At 42.3% G+C, this 18558-nt stretch carries 11 protein-coding genes; 6 read left to right on the forward strand and 5 right to left on the reverse strand.

Features of this window, described 5'->3' with window-relative positions; all coding sequences use genetic code 11:
* Nucleotides 1-8: 8 nt before the first annotated feature.
* From ABDW32_RS08690 to ABDW32_RS08705, 4 genes are read right to left on the reverse strand one after another with little or no spacing between them, the layout of a single operon-like run.
* Nucleotides 9-563 carry a hypothetical protein gene (locus ABDW32_RS08690; RefSeq protein ID WP_343561430.1) on the reverse strand — a complete coding sequence of 185 codons (555 nt, stop codon included), beginning with the start codon at nucleotides 561-563 and terminating at the stop codon, nucleotides 9-11.
* Complete coding sequence (locus tag ABDW32_RS08695; protein ID WP_343561433.1) at nucleotides 560-1384, reverse strand: hypothetical protein; 825 nt, start codon at nucleotides 1382-1384, stop codon at nucleotides 560-562. The genes ABDW32_RS08690 and ABDW32_RS08695 overlap by 4 nt, the downstream gene beginning before the upstream one ends.
* Nucleotides 1381-4401, reverse strand: a complete 3021-nt coding sequence (locus ABDW32_RS08700) for a hypothetical protein (RefSeq protein ID WP_343561435.1) — start codon at nucleotides 4399-4401, stop codon at nucleotides 1381-1383. The genes ABDW32_RS08695 and ABDW32_RS08700 overlap by 4 nt, the downstream gene beginning before the upstream one ends.
* A 24-nt stretch (nucleotides 4402-4425) precedes the next feature.
* Nucleotides 4426-5181 (reverse strand): glycosyltransferase, encoded by a 756-nt coding sequence (locus ABDW32_RS08705; RefSeq protein ID WP_343561437.1) that lies wholly within the window; start codon nucleotides 5179-5181, stop codon nucleotides 4426-4428.
* A 400-nt stretch (nucleotides 5182-5581) separates the two neighbouring features.
* On the opposite strand from ABDW32_RS08705, the gene ABDW32_RS08710 reads away from it, so the two are divergent.
* Nucleotides 5582-8407, forward strand: a complete 2826-nt coding sequence (locus ABDW32_RS08710) for a PAS domain S-box protein (protein ID WP_343561439.1) — start codon at nucleotides 5582-5584, stop codon at nucleotides 8405-8407.
* A 306-nt stretch (nucleotides 8408-8713) separates the two neighbouring features.
* Here ABDW32_RS08710 and ABDW32_RS08715 read toward each other — a convergent pair whose 3' ends face one another.
* Nucleotides 8714-11440 carry a DUF5695 domain-containing protein gene (locus ABDW32_RS08715; RefSeq protein ID WP_343561441.1) on the reverse strand — a complete coding sequence of 909 codons (2727 nt, stop codon included), beginning with the start codon at nucleotides 11438-11440 and terminating at the stop codon, nucleotides 8714-8716.
* A 219-nt stretch (nucleotides 11441-11659) separates the two neighbouring features.
* Here ABDW32_RS08715 and ABDW32_RS08720 point away from each other — a divergent pair, with 219 nt between their 5' ends.
* The 5 genes from ABDW32_RS08720 to ABDW32_RS08740 all read left to right on the forward strand — a co-directional run bounded on the left by ABDW32_RS08720 (nucleotide 11660) and on the right by ABDW32_RS08740 (nucleotide 18549).
* Complete coding sequence (locus tag ABDW32_RS08720) at nucleotides 11660-12523, forward strand: AraC family transcriptional regulator (protein ID WP_343561442.1); 864 nt, start codon at nucleotides 11660-11662, stop codon at nucleotides 12521-12523.
* 212 nt (nucleotides 12524-12735) lie between these two features.
* A complete protein-coding gene (locus tag ABDW32_RS08725) occupies nucleotides 12736-12981 on the forward strand; it encodes an FAD-dependent oxidoreductase (RefSeq protein ID WP_343561444.1) in 246 nt (81 codons plus the stop codon).
* Between the two features lie 38 nt (nucleotides 12982-13019).
* A complete protein-coding gene (locus tag ABDW32_RS08730) occupies nucleotides 13020-14792 on the forward strand; it encodes a DUF885 family protein (protein WP_343561446.1) in 1773 nt (590 codons plus the stop codon).
* Nucleotides 14793-14812: 20 nt separating this feature from the next.
* Nucleotides 14813-16234 (forward strand): amino acid permease, encoded by a 1422-nt coding sequence (locus tag ABDW32_RS08735; protein ID WP_343561448.1) that lies wholly within the window; start codon nucleotides 14813-14815, stop codon nucleotides 16232-16234.
* 71 nt (nucleotides 16235-16305) lie between these two features.
* Nucleotides 16306-18549, forward strand: a complete 2244-nt coding sequence (locus tag ABDW32_RS08740; protein ID WP_343561450.1) for a DPP IV N-terminal domain-containing protein — start codon at nucleotides 16306-16308, stop codon at nucleotides 18547-18549.
* Nucleotides 18550-18558 lie beyond the last annotated feature (9 nt).

Consider the following 18558-nt stretch of genomic DNA (forward strand, 5'->3'; position numbering starts at 1 on the left):
AGATTATTTTAGGGATTGACTATTTTATTATCATTTACTTTTATCGCATCAAGGCGCCAGTTGTCACCCTGAAATAGAAGAACCACGGATACGTTGATGAGTTCTGATTTTATCCGTCGCCCTTGCATATGGTAGTTTAATAGCACTGCGCTATCTGTTGCCATACAGATAAGATTGTCATTCGACCAGTTGTGTATAATAAGGTTGTGCTGAAGGTCCTGTCTGGATAGCAGGCTTTGCGTCAACGTGGTATGGTTTTTTGAAAGAAACTTAAACCATTCCTCGGTATAGAATTCTTTTCCTATTGTTATGTCGTTCGTTTCATAAAGATGATTTAGATGAGCCCAGATTTTGCTGTAATCGGATGCTAACTGATTTAGGGAAGCTTGTGGTGGTATGATCGGAGACCGAGTAACAATATTGATCTTCGATTTCGTTACAGCATCCGCAATAACGTCTTTGGTCATAAAATTGGGTAAGCTTTCAGCCTTTGGACTCAGTCTAATTTGCAAGTATGCTAATAACAATAATACCATTAGGATAAGATAAAAAGCCAGTTTCATAATGTTGGACTTAATTCTGTTATTTTTGAGCTACGATCACCAATTTTTATAACCACCTTTTTGCTGCTATGATGCCCATTTGGGTATTTGATCTTGGCATAGCCTTTTTGTACCAAAACTTCACCAATTGATATATTTTTGCCCTCATTTAATATAAATTGAGCTAAGGTCCCATTCGCAATAACATTATTGTAACGGTCTACCAGTGGACCGGCTTCAACCTGAATTAAGCTATCTGATTCTCTCCTGATACGGAATGGTATAGCTGCACATGCCCCCGGATTAATGTAATAGCAGGACATCGGGTTATTTTGTTCGGGACAGTAGGTGCCTGCTTGGGTCGGTAGCAAATAGTTCATTTCTTTAAAATATTCAGTGCTGCTGAATGGATGCAAGTTTCGATGTTGATCTACCTTTACATATAGACGTTGTTGTATCAGGCTGGAATCTGGATCAAATGTCCGGGGGGAATAGAATGTTTTTGTTAAAAGCTGTTCGGGCCCCTTGTTCTTTAATCTTAGAGGAAAGTGATACGCATCCTGTCCCAGCAGTACTAGCTCTGCGGGACCTTCCGTAACACCAATGATATTCTTCAAATCAATTAGCAATTGGCCATTGATCATGGAAGTAGGTAGCTCCATCGGTTGTGAAAAAGAGTACAATATCGCGCGGCATTGCTCTTTTGGATTCCAGTCGAAAGTTATACCTTTAGCAGGCAGTACTAGTTCATTGGTATTTAAAGGCCAATGAGGCATTTTTTCTTCTTCTTTACAGGAAAGAAAAAGCAAGATTAGGAGCTTATAATAATTGATCTTTTTCATTGCAGATAGAATTCTTCAGCAATAAAGCTGTGCGGCATCACTTGTATTCCTTTATTGATGTCATAATTTGCCTCAATATGAGGACTCATTTTAACCTGCTGTCTACCGTTTATATAGACTTTAATGTCCTTACCCTCAATTTTTTTTGCGATATGTTGCAGTTTCTTGACGTTAGTGCTGATAGTGATTTCACTTCCACTGCGCAAGGCTGTAGGATGTGTGAATAACTGGGTTTGCCATATAAAGCCCTTTTTATCTTTCTCTATTATTAAAAAGCCCGGGATAGTAAGTGGAGTCGTTAGATTATTTCTATAGCGTGTTTGTAGCGTAATGTTATTCGAATCAAGTTCTTTAATCGCGTAGGAAAGTTCGCCTCCATGGACATAGCCCTTTTCACTTACGTCCGTTTCCACATGCAGCATTAAAGATTGCAGGTCTAAAGAATCGATGCTTTTGTTATTTTCAAGATCAATCTGAAATGATGTCCATGCTTTTGGAGCCAAATTGTATTGGAAAAGCTCCTTCGGAAAATATGTTTTTTCAATTCCGCTTCTATATTTTACAGTTAGCTTTAAAGAAACATTGGCAGGTACATCATCTATATTTATCAGTTCACCGGTCAAAAAGGTTGTTTGTAATGATCTGATCACATTGGCTTGATTGACTTTGATGCGCGGTTTGTTCATGCGATCCTCTCGTATGGAAGGGAAACTAGTGATTAATCTCTTGCCTACTTTTTTAAAGAGTAGGTAGTTATGCTCATAGAGTTGAGTTGAGGGAATTGCCTGTTTTGGCGGATTAGGCTCAATATACCAGTTCCGATCTTTTTTCACTACCCTAATTATTTCCGATTTGACCTGATAACCTAGTGAAGTCATCCATCTTGTATAGACACTATATTTTCCGCGATCAGATGAGACAAGTTCCTTTTGTATCGAAATACTATCCAATTTTGCGTAAGAAGGTAAAAGTCCTCCATCATTGACAGATTTTTCGAGTAAATATTGGTCCAAAGAGTATGTGGGAGTCGGTAAAAAAAGACGATGCGCTGCTTCAAACTGCTGAAAATCCAGATGATTGTAATAATTGGATATTGTTCCTTCCGGACTGCTCTGTTCGTTGACAAACAGGAGTTCTGATACCTGTCTGATCATATACAGTGAGAAAAATGAGAAGGGAAGCAATGCGGTTATTAAAATAATTGATTTTGGATAATTATCAACTGGCTCAGTTTGAAAGACAGCATAATCCGCTTCTTTATATTTTCGGAGATACCAAATGGTGAGGATAAAGGTAATTATCAGGCTACATATGGGTACAATACCCCACATGTATTTTAGCTTTTGCGAGAGCTCTTTATGCGGAAATATTCTAATGGTTGGGATATTGCCTTTTTCCCATACCATAATTCCATTTTCTAGTCTGATGGTTCTATTCCAGCCTGTATAATACAGGAGCGGATCGTAATACCTATCGTTACAGAAGATATATTTTAAACTGTATTTTGGTGCTTCCGTTAGGAAGTCTTCGAGGGAGGCAATTCCAAATCCGCCAGAAAACTTTGCGTTCTCCAGTCGTTCTACAGGCCGGCTTGTCAATTCGGGTAATCTTCTTGCCGAGTGGTAGTTTCCGTCGACCGTTGCAGCCAAAGAATTGGCGCTTAGCCATGCCATTTGATCGCCGAATCCCAATGTCAAATAGCGCCATCGCATATGCTCGTCCCTATTTAAAAAGTTTTTGATCGGATCAATGGCTATTGGTTGTGGTTGTAGGGGCCTAAAGCTGGCCAGATGAAAAATAAATATCAAAAACAAAAAGTAAGTAAATCCCGTGATTGCTGCTAGTACAAAATGAGTACTTGCCCCAAACCTGCTGACCCACCATATCCTTGAATTTCCTACCAAAAAAGAGTAGATATAGTGTGCTATAAAGGGTATGGCAATAATTGATGCCCAAAAGCCGAAGCGATCTAAGGTGAGTATTTCAAAAGCATTTTTACCTAGTATCATTTTCGGCAGCGGAGTGGTTCCACCGCTTCCCAATAATAAACAGAGAAAAAAGGATACAATCCATCCCAAAAATCTTTTACGTTTTAATAGCGAATAGGTTATAGCAGGAAGAAAGGCGAAAATCAGTGTTAAAGGGATGATATAAAAAACGAGTCCTGAAGATGTTTTTTTTAGGAAATTGTCCCTTGAGCCATGAGGTATGGATACCTGCGTTATGGGATCGGTTTTACTCCAATACCAATAAGGGAAGATCAATCCTACTGCCAATATAAGCATACAAATTCCGAAAAAAATAAGACCTTTGTATTTTTTTAGGGCAGAGCGAGCGATACTAAGGATGAAATAGAAGAAATTATTATTGGATTTTTTCTTGGGGAGTATATCTGTAAGAGCCATGAACACTGTTGGAGCAACGAAAAAGACCATTCCAAATATTGCTGTCACGTGATGGGAACTAATAACAACAGCAAAGAAGCATAGCGACATAATTAAAAAGATAGGCCGGCCTTTTACTAGATACATGTATAAAAATGGGAGGGCATTCAGCAGGAATGCGAGACCCGTCAGCGTAGGCATTTGACCAAAAACATGAAGTGTCTCTGCGATGGAGCTGAGTACGACGGTGAGGAGAGCAGCGATACCTGCTGTAGTCTTGTCAAAGAAGAGCTTACTAAAACGATATACACCCACCAGTAATATTTCCAATATTGCAATGGCGTATATGCAAAACGCAACTTTCAATGGGAAAATTTTGCTAATTAAGGCAATCAGTTGGTGGACGAGCGGCGGATAACTGATTGTTGGAAAACCAGTGTACCAACGGTAGTCCCAAGGTTCAAACCAAAATCTGCTATAATGATCTGCAAAGAATATGTGTACGAATGCATCATAAGTCTGGGGCAAAGTATAGTAGATGATGACGCCATGTGTAATCAGTGCAAGTGACATTGCGGTGAGCAGGAGTTTTTTTCCCTTATAGTCATCCCAAATAGTTTTCTCCAACGTCATTATTCTGATTTTAGTAATAATATTTTATATTTTTTTCTCTCCGTTTAAATGGTATTGGTAATATAGTTTGGCTAGCTGCATAGGGATTTTTACAGCATGTTTCATTTTCAATTTTGAATCACCGACTTCTTTCCAGTTCATCAGCGGATATTCAAGTACGCCTTTTTGCAGGGTTGTTTTACCAAATTTTTTTTGGAGCCTTAGAAAGATCTCAATGTCAAAAAGCCAGGGTGTCATAAATGGTGTTTTAAATAAGAAGGGGATGAGGTCCCGGGAAAAGATCTTTGCGCCACATTGTGTGTCCTGAAAAGGCGTCTTTAAAATAACGCGGATAAAAGTTTTGACCATTTTGCTAAACATAGAACGATTATCATCCCGCAATATGCTTGCCCCCAATCGCTGAATCCTGCTGCCCACGATGGCTCCATATTGTGGCAGTTTTTCTTTATATTTGGCCATCTCTAGCCACTCTTCAGCAGATGTTGCAAGATCTGCGTCCAAGAATCCAATTAATTGGGCACTTGAGTTTCTAAAGACATGGAGCATTCCCTGTCTTACAGCTTCAGCTTTTCCGCCATTCTGTTCTAAATTAAGTACTTCGATACTTTCAGGCTGAGTAGCTTGTAGTGCTTTTAAAAGTGCAAGCGTATTGTCTTTACTACCATCGTTTACAAAACATATTAATACCTCTTGATGTTTTCCAGCGAACTCTACAAAGGCCTCATAGGGTAGTCTGTTTTCTTCGTTGTAACATGGGACGATAATTCCATAATTCTTCATGGCAAAGCATAATATAAGTTATAATTATTTCAAAAAATAGATCCTAATAATGATAAAGCGTTATGAAAATAATAAATAATTTTTATATAATCAATCGAGTTTGCTCTGTGTTTGTTGAATAGTTAAAAATATTTTTTAATTAAAACTTTTTTGTTTTAGTAATTGTTCATTTTGCATTTTATTGAGTTTCTTTGTTTCAAGAAACATTATTTTTTTTATTAAACTATTTTTATTTGTCATTTGTTAGTCCCTATATTATATATATTAATCACTGTTAGTTCAGGAGTTTAGTCTGTATTTTCTGTAATTGTAAGTTACCCATGAAAGATGGTGATTGCTGGTTTATTGTTATGAAGGTGTAGAAATTTAACTTGTTTTTATAAATTTTATTTGTGATTTTATGGATGGAAAATCACCGACAAAGAATGAATCGCAACGGATTCAGGCACTGCACGAATATGAAATTCTGGACACTACTGCGGAAGCAGAATTCGATCGTATCACGGAGATCGCCTCACGCGTTTGTGATATGCCTATCTCCCTAATTTCATTGGTAGATAAAGAAAGGCAATGGTTTAAATCACATGTTGGACTCGAGGTGGAAGAGACGCCACGCGATTTATCTTTTTGCCAATATACATTTACAGAAGACCAGCTATTGGAGGTTCGCGATGCTACTGAAGATGAGCGGTTTAAATCTAATGCGCTCGTAACGGCTGATCCTCATATCCGGTACTACGCTGGATTACCCTTGGTTGATGCCAATGGATTTGCTTTGGGTGCGTTATGCGTTATTGACAGGGTGCCCAGGCAACTCGACGAAAACCAGAAACACATACTTTCCCTGCTACGGGATGAGGTGGTTGCACTTATTGTCAATCGACAAGAAAAGGAGAAATATAAAGAAAATGAGCAAAAGCTGAAAGCTTTTTTTGATCACTCGCAGGGTCTCATGTGTACCCATGACCTCGAGGGCAATTTTATTACCGTGAATGAGGCTGGAGCCAGACTATTAGGTTATGGCAAAGAGGAAATAGAAAAACTTTCTCTTTTTGATATCGTGCCAGCAGAAGGCCACTCAAATCTTAAGGGATACCTGGCTGAAATTGTCAAAAAAGACGTTGTCAAAGGCGAAATGCGTACGGTCACACGTGCTGGGGGCATGCGTATTTGGATGTTTAATAATATTCTTCAGGCTAATGGAAATAAGAAGGCATATGTAATTGGTAATGCGGTTGATATCACTGAGCAGCATTATTTGGAGAAGGATCTAAAACATACCCAAGCAATGTTGACAAGGACTGGTCGGGTTGCGCGGGTCGGTGGCTGGGAGTACAATCTGAAGAATGGAAAAATTATCTGGTCCGAGATCACCAAAGAAATTCATGAAGTCGAAAAGGATTATGAGCCTGACCTTGCAAGCTCGCTGAATTTTTACAAGGAAGGACTGCACCGGAATAAAATCAGGCAGGCCATTGAGCAGGCTATTTCCACTGGAGAGCCATGGGATCTTGAATTGGAAATTATCACTTTTAAAGGGCATGCACTTTGGATCCGCGCATTGGGCAATGCTGATTTTGAAAACGGTGTCTGTGTACGGCTTTATGGTACCTTCCAGGATATTGACAGACGTAAAAGAATGGAAGCGGAGTCGTCAAATTCGAAAAAACTATTTGAGGATATCCTCGAGGCCACTTCTGCAGTTGCCATTATCGCTACAGCTATCGACGGTACAATAACCTTGTTTAATAAAGGCGCCGAAAATCTTTTGGGCTATACTAGTGAAGAAATGATCGGTAAATTAAGCCCAGTGCATTTCCATTTGCCGAGCGAGTTAAATTCGAGGGAAGGAGAGCTATCCAGGGAACTGGGCTATCCTGTTAAAGGATTCAGGGTTCTTGTGGAAAAAGCTGAACGGTATGGTTCGGAGCAACGCGAATGGACTTACATCCGCAAAGACGGCTCTCAATTGTTCGTATCTCTAGCGGTAACCATTATCAAAAACATCGAGGACAAAGTCATTGGCTATCTTGGTGTAGCGACAGACATCAGCAAAATTATTCAACAGCATAAAGAGCTTGAGAGGGCAAAAGGACTTGCTGAGCAGGCAAGTCAGGCAAAGTCCGAGTTTTTGGCCAATATGAGCCACGAAATACGCACTCCCCTGAATGGAATAGTAGGCTTTACCGATTTATTGACCAGAACCAATCTGGATACGACCCAGCGCGAGTATTTGGGGATGGTCGAACAGTCAATCGGATTATTGTTGGGCATTATCAATGATATACTGGATTTCTCCAAAATTGAAGCCGGTAAAATGGAGTTGGAAATTGAGCAAACGGACCTCAACGAACTTATCAATCAGCTGAATAAACTTTTTAATGTTCAGATTGCAGGCAAAGGCCTGGAATTCTATTTAGATATCGCACCCGAGGTGCCAAGTTATATTTGGACAGACGCGCTTCGTATCAAACAAGTGCTGATGAACCTAATGAGCAATGCCATCAAATTTACCGCGAAAGGAAACATTACATTTAAAATCTCCGTTCTGTCCCGTGAGGCCGAAACTGCTGTTCTGCGTTTCAGCGTTCGGGACACCGGCATAGGTATACCCGATGATAAACAGGCAAAAATCTTTGAAGCCTTTTCGCAGGAGGATACTTCAATGACCAAACGCTATGGCGGTACAGGTCTGGGACTCACGATTTCCAATCGCCTGCTAAAAATGATGGGCAGTGAACTGCAGTTGGAAAGTACGGTTGCTGTCGGAAGCCATTTCTTTTTCGACCTTGACTTACGTTCTATTTGGGAAACAAAAGATTGGAAGGAGCTGGCATCTATTGGCACTGTCCTTGTCGTTGCCGATGATGAATGGGAACGGGAAAGCTTGGTCCAGCTATTGACAAAAAAAAATATCGCTGTGCTACAGGCAAAGAATGGATTCGAAGTCCTGCAGCTTTTGATGCGCGGTAGCCGCTACGGAGCAATCCTCATAATGAACGACCTGCCTATTATAAGTGGCATAGACACGATAAAGAAGATTCGGGAAAAGATTTTTAACGAAAAATATATACAGCCCATAGTTCCCATATTTGATCCACAGGAGAGCAATATTGTCGCTGTTTGCGACTCGCTGGAAATTAAGCTATGGTTATTCAAACCTGTTAAACCTGAGGATCTTTATCAGGTGCTGGCCGATATCCACAGGGAGCAACTACCAAAGTAGCCAAGTAAAAATAGTTTAAGTGCCAATTCGAATAAGTAATTTCTCCTTTGATGCCTTACGATCTAGCACGTTAACGTTCGCTGTAATCTTAATTATCCGAGCTGGAGCAGTTTAGTTCTGAACTGCAGGTGTTTGGGCTTAGCCTATCCGACTCAATTAGAGTATACGTTGAATGCCAATGTCTTTAACATGGAGACAATGGTAATGCCCTTTGGATCCTACGGTAGCTGATATGCTCCGCGATATGGGTTTTGTTCGACCAGAGAGGCATTTTAAAAGATAAGGAGAGTAGGAAGGAAGCATACGTTATTTTGTTTTTCTAAGGATCAGCCTGCTTGTGGAAGATGGAACTTCATATCGGTTAAATCGGTCTTTGTTTTCGAGGCCTTCAACGATATACCCGCTCTCTGGATTGATATTGAGCAATATATGGGGTACAAGAGCGGATTGATTAAATTGTAAGACTACGCTTTTATCCTTTTGATTGTAAGTCAGGGTTTCGATTTCTCCGGCATCCGTGGTTAGCCACAAATTTTCTTTTGCTAAGAAAATACGGCCTTTAGAAGCTGTTTTTATATCCACTTCGATGTTATCCTGATTTTCTTTAAGATTTCCACTAAATGCCAGCCAGCCAAATTCTGGATGGTCGACGATATAGGTACCTGAATTGACAGCATATCCATAAAATCCAGTTCCGTAATCGCCCGAGATACCATCGTTGGCTAGAGTCGATGGGTAAGAATGGAAGGCTGCCGGACCAAAGCCATCTGCAGTTACATTGGCTAATGCGCCCATCATGCCGGCATGGCCTACACGAAGCAGATAGAAATCATCCGGATGGTCACGGTACTCGGTCAATACCGGGATCGCGTTTAAAGCTGAACCATAATGATGCAGCTGACGCTCGATCCGGGATAATTTTCCGCCATAGACAAAATCCCAGTAGCGGCGGGCACTGCCATTGTACCCCCAATGGGGGACGGTAGGCATATAGGCGAGGATGGCATTTAAGGTAACCCGCGTTTTGTCGTCAAAACCAAAATACCGGGACCATAAATAGACTTCTTCTTGTCCGGTAGAGTCCCAAGGCATTTCACTTCCAAAGGGGTAAGCGAGACTTTTCCAATGTTCGGCCCGTTTGCGCATCACTGCTTCCAATTGATTCGCTTCAGCTGTCAGCCCCTCACGGCGCAAATCATGGAGGATAAGCAGAAAGATGCTGCCTTCCATTTGACCAAATTGTGCATAATAAGGTGCTTTCTCGACCATCGCCATACTGGTATGAAAAGCACGGTCTAGATAAACATTCCATCGCTCTTCCCGAACAAGATCCTGATAATCGCGGGCGAGTCGGTACATGACCCAATGGGCAGCAGCGACATGTGGATAGTTATACGAACGACCGATGTTATCCGCCTCTTTTTTAGGCCATGCCGACCAGGTCTTCCAGTTGATGTCTGTTTGGTAGGTGCCTGCCGGCATGGAATCAGGCTCGTAATAAAATAAGCTTTTGACAACGCCGTATTTTTGATCACCTTCCTTGTGCTGGATTCGGCCATACATCGTTTCATGGACAAAGCGTTTCAATTTTGCGATCTCGGTGCGATTGGGCTGCAAGATCTGCTTCATGATGGCCGCCAGCCAGCTGGCAGCCCCGGCTTCATCGCTCAAACCGGCATACCAAGCGCGTTGTTCTTGGGTGACTAATTTCTTTTCTTCATAATCGTAGCTAATCACAGCGGGTGACCTGCCAAATAGGTCCTTGTCATTTTCGAACCATTGGGTCGTCGTCAAGAAATTGCCAAGATCATTGACCACATCTTTTTCGGACTTAATAACTTTGTAATGAATGCTTTGTTCGATGCCATCCTGATAGGTAATAGTCAGACGTGCACGCCCCCATCGCTGACCTTTGATCTCAAACTGATGCCATTGCTGTGGGGTGTCTTTTAGCTTGCTGACACTTAGAGCGTTCTCCGGATAGACAGCAATGTTTTTAATGGCCTTGTTATGTTTTATAAACAATTTAACCGGATTATCTAAGGGAACGATATAACCCGGAGCACCAATGGCCACAGGTCTATGATTTTTTAACAGGGTACGCTCAATTTCTTTGATACCCGGAGCCAAGACAAACTTGAGGGCAAAAGTTTTGGATTCTTTTGGTTGTAAGAGCGTCGAGGTCGGGATATTCCACTGTTCTATGCCTTTCCAGGACGTTTCGGCAAGTGCCTTGCTATGGATCATCCACTCATGGAAACCTTCAAAGGTAATACTTCTGGGCGTAGGGTCATCAAGTAAAGGATTGTAGGCTTCAAATCCGGCATTGCTGTAAGGGATTACCAATAAGCTTGGCCCATTTCCATGCAGATGATTTACTTGGAGATAGCCCGCATCTTTTCCGATATAGGGATCGAAAAAGACATTTTGTGCATGTGCCTGGTTCAGATTTTTTCCGTCCATATTATTATTGAATGGAAGTGGAATCCCCAAAGCCCCGATTTCAATCGCTTGATCGGTCGGATTGCTGAGTTGAAATTTCAGGATAAGGTCACCCCCTATATTCTCCCAACTGCGCTTGACCTGTAAGGGAATGTCCCCTAATGTTGGACTGATGTCAGCAGCAGCCAAGATCGTTTTGGACGGAGGCAACGCGATGACCTTTTTGCGGTCTTTGGCCGAAGAATAACTCGACCAATGCGTTTCTCCGCGATGCCTCAAGCTGATGTTGATGTCACCAATATGAAAGAAGCCGTTACGGTCGCGTTTGGCTAACATTTCCACCGGCGTATAGTCGAAAGCAACATCACCATCGACCTGTTGAAAGGCTGATAGCGTCTGTGAGTGATTGAGGATCTTTATTTTAAGCTGCGCTAAAGCGAAGCTTTTAGTTCCTTGGTCAATACCCAAAGTCGCCGGCTGGTTTTTAGTAGCTTTCCAAACGGAGTGCTCCTCCTGTTGGCTAAATGCAGCATTTGTCAGCAGGATATAAAGTAAGATAATGAGGATATAGTAACTATTCTTTAAATTCATATTGTCAGGTTTAGCAATTTATAATTCTATAATAGGACTATAAAGTGAATTGCTACAAATTTGATTGATTAGGAACTCTTTTAATTGCCAGATTTTAACCTAAGCTGATCCATTTTTGATATTTTACATGAACCGGTTGTTTTGTAAATAGCTAAACAGTAAATTTAATGTATAAATGACACTTTATTGTAAATCATTTCAACTTAACGATTCTAATTTATGAAGCCAATTCAATACCAAGTTCCTATTCCCAAAGATAGGACTGTTTTTATTCAGGAGGATTTGTTGGATAAATTTTATCCCTATATGCATCGTCACGAGGAGTATCAGTTGATTTGGATTAAGGAGGGATCAGGACAGCTATTGGTCGATGATAATGTGCATTGTTTTGAACGTGGCGATATTTTTTTATTGGGTTCGAATCAGGCGCACGTCTTTAAAAATGATGCTATGGATGGGTTTGTACAATCTGTTTCTGTCTTCTTCAATTTAAAAGGCACTTTATCGGGGATTCTAAATTTACCTGAATTAAGTATGCTACTGGATTTTATCGATAAAAATGGTCGTGGTTTTCAGGTTCCTAAAATATACCTGGCCCAGGTAAGCCGGAGGATAGAGTCGTTGAAGAATGCGGATAGTTTAGGTCAGCTCGTAAGTTTTTTTTACCTGTTGAAATCGTTAAACCGGCTTACGTTCAAACTTAAACCTCTTACAGGAGTGGCAACCGCTGATTTCGGAACTGGAAGCTCCTTTAGGATAACATCGTTATGTGATTTTCTGGATAACAACTATAAGGAGCATATTAGTTTAAATGAAATCGCCGAAAAGGCTAACCTAACCCCCCAGGCATTCTGCCGATATTTCAAGAAAAGTACCGGGAAGACTTTCGTCTCGTATGTAAACGAATTGCGGGTAAGAGAAGCCTGTCGATTATTGGGCAGGGAAGATTATGATTGTATTTCAAGAGTTGCTTATAGTTCCGGATTTAATAGTGTCACTAATTTTAACCGGGTTTTCAGAAGCATTCTCGGCATCTCGCCCAAGATGTATATCGCTAATTACAGGCATTTGCTTTACGAATAATTGTAAATGTCAATATCCAGTAAGTAATGATTAAAAGCTGGTTAGTTTGCTGTTTGTAGAGTTGCTTTCTTTGAATAAGGAAATTATCAAATACTAAATTGAAGACCGACTTTGGCTGAATTAACATGGCGGGATGTATACCCGCAGTATTGACGATGGATGTCCTATAAAGACGGCTTCAGGACATGTAATTACCATTAAAACCCAATAACGTGTCAACACATAATAACGGAAAAGTTGTGATCATAGGAGCTGATATCGCAGGATTGTCCAGGGCGTATTACTTCTTACTAGATGGCAGGGAAGTTCAGATTTTCGAGCAGGCTGACGGACAGAACAATTGTTCCTATGACAATGTAGGAATGATCGTGCCGAGTCATTTTACCCGATTGGCAGCATCCGGTATCGTAATGCAAGGAGTGAAATGGATGTTGAGCAGCAAATATCTCGGCATTTAGTCCCGATTGGTTTCAATAGTCAACAATAAATCGAAAAGATGAAGAGAAACAACACTGACCCTAACGTAAAGAAATTTATAGTCATTGGCGTGCTTTGTACGGCTTCTTCGCTAACAGATGCCCAAAATATGGATTTGTATCAACACACAACACCTATTGAACCTTATATCATCCAGTATCGCCAAGACCTGGAAGCGGTCAATTATTTTTATGGCCCGATGCCTAAAAACTGGGGATTTCAGCAGTCGGCTGCCTCGCCCGAGCAGATCAATAGGCTAATTAAGATAGACGATGGCTACCTGGCCAAACTTAAAAAATTTGACTATACAGGTTTAAATACCAATGGCCAGGTCGATTATATTCTGCTCAACCAAAAAGTGCGGCGACATCAGGATGAACTCAAAGAAACATTAGCTTCTTACAATCGGCTAATATTCTATTTACCCTTTGCCGACAATATCTATCAATTCGAACAGCAACGTCGTAGAGGTGCCACTGTTGTGGGAAAGGATGTTGCTATCATACTCGAGAAGACAGCAGAGCAGGTGGATGCGGCAATCCAAAAGTTAGCCAATGTGGCTGCGATCGAATCAACGGATGTCAATTTCCTGGTCAACATGGTGGAGTCATTGCGGCTACGTCTGGAGAGTGCGTACGATTTTTATAATGGCTATGACCCCTTGTTTACCTGGTGGGTACCCAAATCTTATGAACATTTAAACGAAAAGTTGATCCAATACAAAGACGTATTGCAGACAAAGAGTAACTGGAAAGTGTTTAATGATGGTAGCAATATTGGTGGACAGCCGATCGGAAAAGCCGCGCTCAATAAAAAATTGCGCGAGGAAATGATCGCTTATGATGCGGATGAGTTATTGCGCATCGCTGACAAGGAATGGGCATGGTGCCTGTCAGAGCTGTTAAAAGCTTCCCATGAGATGGGGTTTGGCAACGATTGGAAAGCAGCGCAGGAAAAGGTCAAAAATACCTATGTGCCCGAAGGCCATCAGCCCGCTTTGATCAATGCACTATATGACCGGGCTCAGGCATTCATCAAACAGCATGATCTGATCGATATTCCGGAACTGGCGGATGAAACCTGGGGAATGATCATGATGACGCCTGAACGGCAATTGGTCAATCCTTTTTTTACGGGCGGACGTGAGATCAGTATTTCCTATCCGACCAACACGATGACCTATGAGCAGAAGATGATGAGTATGCGTGGTAATAATCCGCATTTTTCGTTAGGTACAGTGCAGCACGAACTCAATCCGGGGCATCATCTGCAGTATTTTATGAACAAACGCTACAAACCTTATCGTGAGCAAAATTTCAATACGCCTTTCTGGACCGAAGGCTGGACCTTATATTGGGAATTGCTTCTCTATCGGATGGGGTTTGCAAAGACAGCCGAAGAACGTATCGGGATGTTATTTTGGAGAATGCACCGCTGCGCTCGGATCACCTTCAGTATCAAATTCCATTTGGGTGAATGGACACCCCAGCAATGTATTGATTATCTGGTTGATCAGGTCGGCCATGAACCTGCAAATGCACATGGTGAGGTGAAGCGGTCTTTCGAAGGTGCTTACGACCCCTTATATCAATTGGCTTATTTGATCGGCGGTTTGCAGTTACTGAGTATCAGTGATGAATTGGTGGGATCGGGTAAAATGTCCTACAGCGAATTTCATGACCGGGTCATCAAGGAAAACTACTTGCCCATGGAGATGCTCAGGGCCATCTTAACAGACCAAAAGCTCGAACCTAACCATCAGGCAACATGGAAATTCTACAATTTTAAGTAAGCGCAACCTAATCCTAAATTATGCGTAGTCAACAAAATAGGCAGGAATTCAAAAAGTCATTGGGACTGTTGGATGCCACAATGCTCGTTGCCGGCAGTATGATCGGCTCGGGGATCTTTATTGTATCGTCGGATATCGCCAGAAATACGGGCTCTGCCGGCTGGCTGATGTTGGTATGGGTGATCTGCGGATTTATGACCCTAGCAGCAGCCTTGAGTTATGGCGAACTCAGTGCCATGTTTCCGAAAGCGGGTGGGCAGTATATTTATCTCAAAGAAGCCTACGGTCCAGTGGTCAGTTTTACGTTTGGATGGACATTTTTTGCGGTCATCCAGACGGCGACGATTGCAGCTGTGGGCGTAGCTTTTGCCAAGTTTACAGCTTATTTGTTTCCTGTACTGGATGAGGATGTTTACCTGTTGCTCATCGGTGACTATCCTATTTCATCGGCGCAGCTGTTGGCTATCGCTGTTATTTTATTGCTCACCCGTATTAACACCGGCGGTGTAAAGCATGGTAAAACAATTCAGACAGTGCTGACATTGATCAAAATATTAAGTTTAGTTTTATTGGTCATATTTGGTTTTGCGGCTTTCGACCTGGAGGTTTGGAATCAAAATTGGTCCTCTTCGGACAGATGGAATCTACAGCATTTAAATGTAGACGGATCGACTGCCGCTTATGCCACTTTTGGTGCATTTGGCGCTCTATCTGCTGCATTGGTCGGGGCATTGTTTAGCAGTGACTCCTGGCATTCGTCTGCTGCGGTGGCCGCCGAGATCAAGAATCCGCAACGCAACATTGGCTTGAGCCTGGCGCTGGGTACACTGCTTGTAACAGTGATCTATATTTTGACCAATCTGATGTATACGGGAGTATTGACAATCGAGCAGATGGCCAGCGCACCAAAAGATCGCGTGGCCATGCTGGTAGCACAGGAAATTTTTGGTACCCTGGGCATAGCCGTCCTGGCGATTATGATTATGGTCAGCACTTTTGGCTGCAATAACGGACTGATCCTCGCTGGTGCAAGGATCTATTATTCCATGGCTAAGGACGGCTTGTTTTTTAAGAAAACAGCAAGGTTAAATAAGCATGCGGTACCAGCTTACGCCCTGTGGTTGCAGGCAGTCGTCGCATCAATATGGTGCCTGACCGGTAAATACGGTGATCTGCTGGATATGATTACCTGTGTAGTGGTGATGTTTTATGTGCTGTGTATCATCGGCATCTTTTGGTTAAGATATAAACGGCCGGATGTACCGCGGCCTTATCGGGCTTTTGGCTATCCCTTTATTCCGGCTATCTATATTGTGATGGGCATCTCCTTTATTATTTTGTTGGTGATCTATAAACCACAATTTACCTGGCCCGGTATTATAATCACGCTATTGGGGATACCACTCTATTATGTTGTGAAACAGAAAGACCTCAAGACATAACCTGGTTGATTCAATGCTGCATGGGTGCGAGGAGCGGAAGATTAACACATACGATATAAAAAACAATACATATGAAGTCAACATTTACGGCTGTTTTATTACTGCTATTGCAGCTTACGGGAATGGCGCAGGGAACAGTGGAGGATTATAAACGTGCCAAAGAGATCAGAAGTTCGTTTGCCAAGGTATATCAGGTACCACAACAGGTGATCTGGTCTGAAAAAGGAGATCGCTTTTCGTATCGCATGAATCGCAAAGATGGGAAACGAAGCTTATATCTGGTGGATGTAGCGACGAAGAAAAAAATAGAAACTGATGTTGCTGCCATTGAAAAACAGCTGTCAGATCTGTCAGGCAAAGTGGTAGAATTGGGCCTTTTGTGGGGAAGGGATTTGAAAGTCCTGGCCGCTAACGAAGTGGAATTCACGGAAGAGAAAGCGGTCTGGAAGTGGAATGCGGTGGAAAATAAGTTGAGCAAATTGCGGGATATTCCTTCCACGGGCACAGACCGTAGACCGGGGAGCTATTGGGGAGCGCGCTGGGATGATAGTAAAGGCGAACCTGTAGAGTCGCCCGATAAAGTCTATATAGCCTATATCAAAAATAATAATGTATACAGCAGTAAAAAATCGGATGCAAAAACTGTGCGGCAGTTGACCTTTGATGGAAGTCCCGGTGAGTATTATAGTGCTCGTATCTTATGGTCCAATGATTCAAAGAAATTGGCGGTGTCAAAAGTGAGAAAGGCTGAAATCAGACAGTTGACCTTATTGGAATCTTCGCCAACCGATCAATTACAGCCTAAGTTACAAACTCGGGATTATAATAAACCGGGCGATGCATTGTCTCAATATTATCCAACAATTATTGATGTGGAAGATGGCCGGCTGATGTCGGTAGATCCTGCCCGGGTCGCCAATCAGTTTTCACTGTCTGGCCCCGTATGGAAATCGGACAATAGCGGAATCACCTTTGAATATAATCAACGCGGTCACCAACGCTACGATGTTATGGAACTCAGTGCCATAGACGGCAAAACAAAAGCGATTATCTCCGAGCGAAGCGCCACATTTATTGATTATAGCGGAAAAAAATATCGCTATGATCTTGAAAAATCAGCGGATATCATTTGGGCTTCGGAACGCGATGGATGGAACCACCTGTATCTGTTCGATGCCAAAACTGGTGCTTTGAAGCGTCAGATTACAAAGGGGAATTGGGTGGTGCGTAAGGTCGTCCATGTGGATGAGGATAATAAAAATATTATTTTTGAAGCCAGTGGCATGCACAAGGACGAGGACCCGTATCTCGTCCATTATTATACGATTGGTTTTGATGGAAAGGGCTTGAAAGAACTTACTCCGGAAGCAGCCAATCACCAGGCAACATTCAATTCGGATCATTCTTTATTTGTCGATCTCTACTCTCGTGTGGACCAAGCTCCGCAGGCGGTATTACGTCGGGTGACAGATGGACAGATCATCATGAAACTGGAACAGGCGGATATCTCGGATCTGGAAGCTAGCGGATGGCGCAAGCCTGAGGTGTTTAAGTCGCTGGGCAGAGATGGTAAAACCGATATTTGGGGCATTATTGTGCGGCCGAGAAATTTTGACCCGAACAAAAAATATCCGGTAATTGAGTATATCTATGCCGGTCCGCATAGCGCCTTTGTCCCGAAATCATTTTCTGCTAATCCGGCCGGGCTTGCCGAGCTGGCTGAACTGGGTTTTATCGTTGTTCAGATTGACGGAATGGGCACGTCCAACCGCTCGAAGGCATTTCAGGATGTCGCCTGGAAAAACCTAAAAGATGCTGGTTTTCCAGACCGTATTGCCTGGATGAAGGCTGCAGCACTTCAATATCCCTATATGGACATTAAAAAAGTTGGCATATTCGGCACTTCTGCGGGTGGACAGTCCGCTGCCGGAGCCCTGTTGTTCCATCCCGAATTTTATAAGGTCGGAGTTTCCTCCTGTGGCTGTCATGATAACCGGATGGACAAAATATGGTGGAATGAACAATGGATGGGCTGGCCGATCGGGCCTGAATATGCTGCCTGTTCTAACATCGAAAACGCGTATCGACTAGAAGGCAAGTTGCTGTTGATCGTGGGGGAGCTGGATGATAATGTGGATCCTGCTTCGACCTATCAATTTGTCAATCAGCTGATCAAGCATGGTAAAGATCACGACTTTATTATGGTTCCGGGGATGGGGCATGCTTCCGGTGGTGATTTCGGAGAAAAGAAACGTCGCGATTATTTTGTCAAACACTTACTTGGTGTCGAACCACCAGCATGGAATGCTTATTAACGAACAAAA

Source organism: Sphingobacterium sp. (assembly GCF_039596235.1).
Lineage (GTDB): Bacteria > Bacteroidota > Bacteroidia > Sphingobacteriales > Sphingobacteriaceae > Sphingobacterium.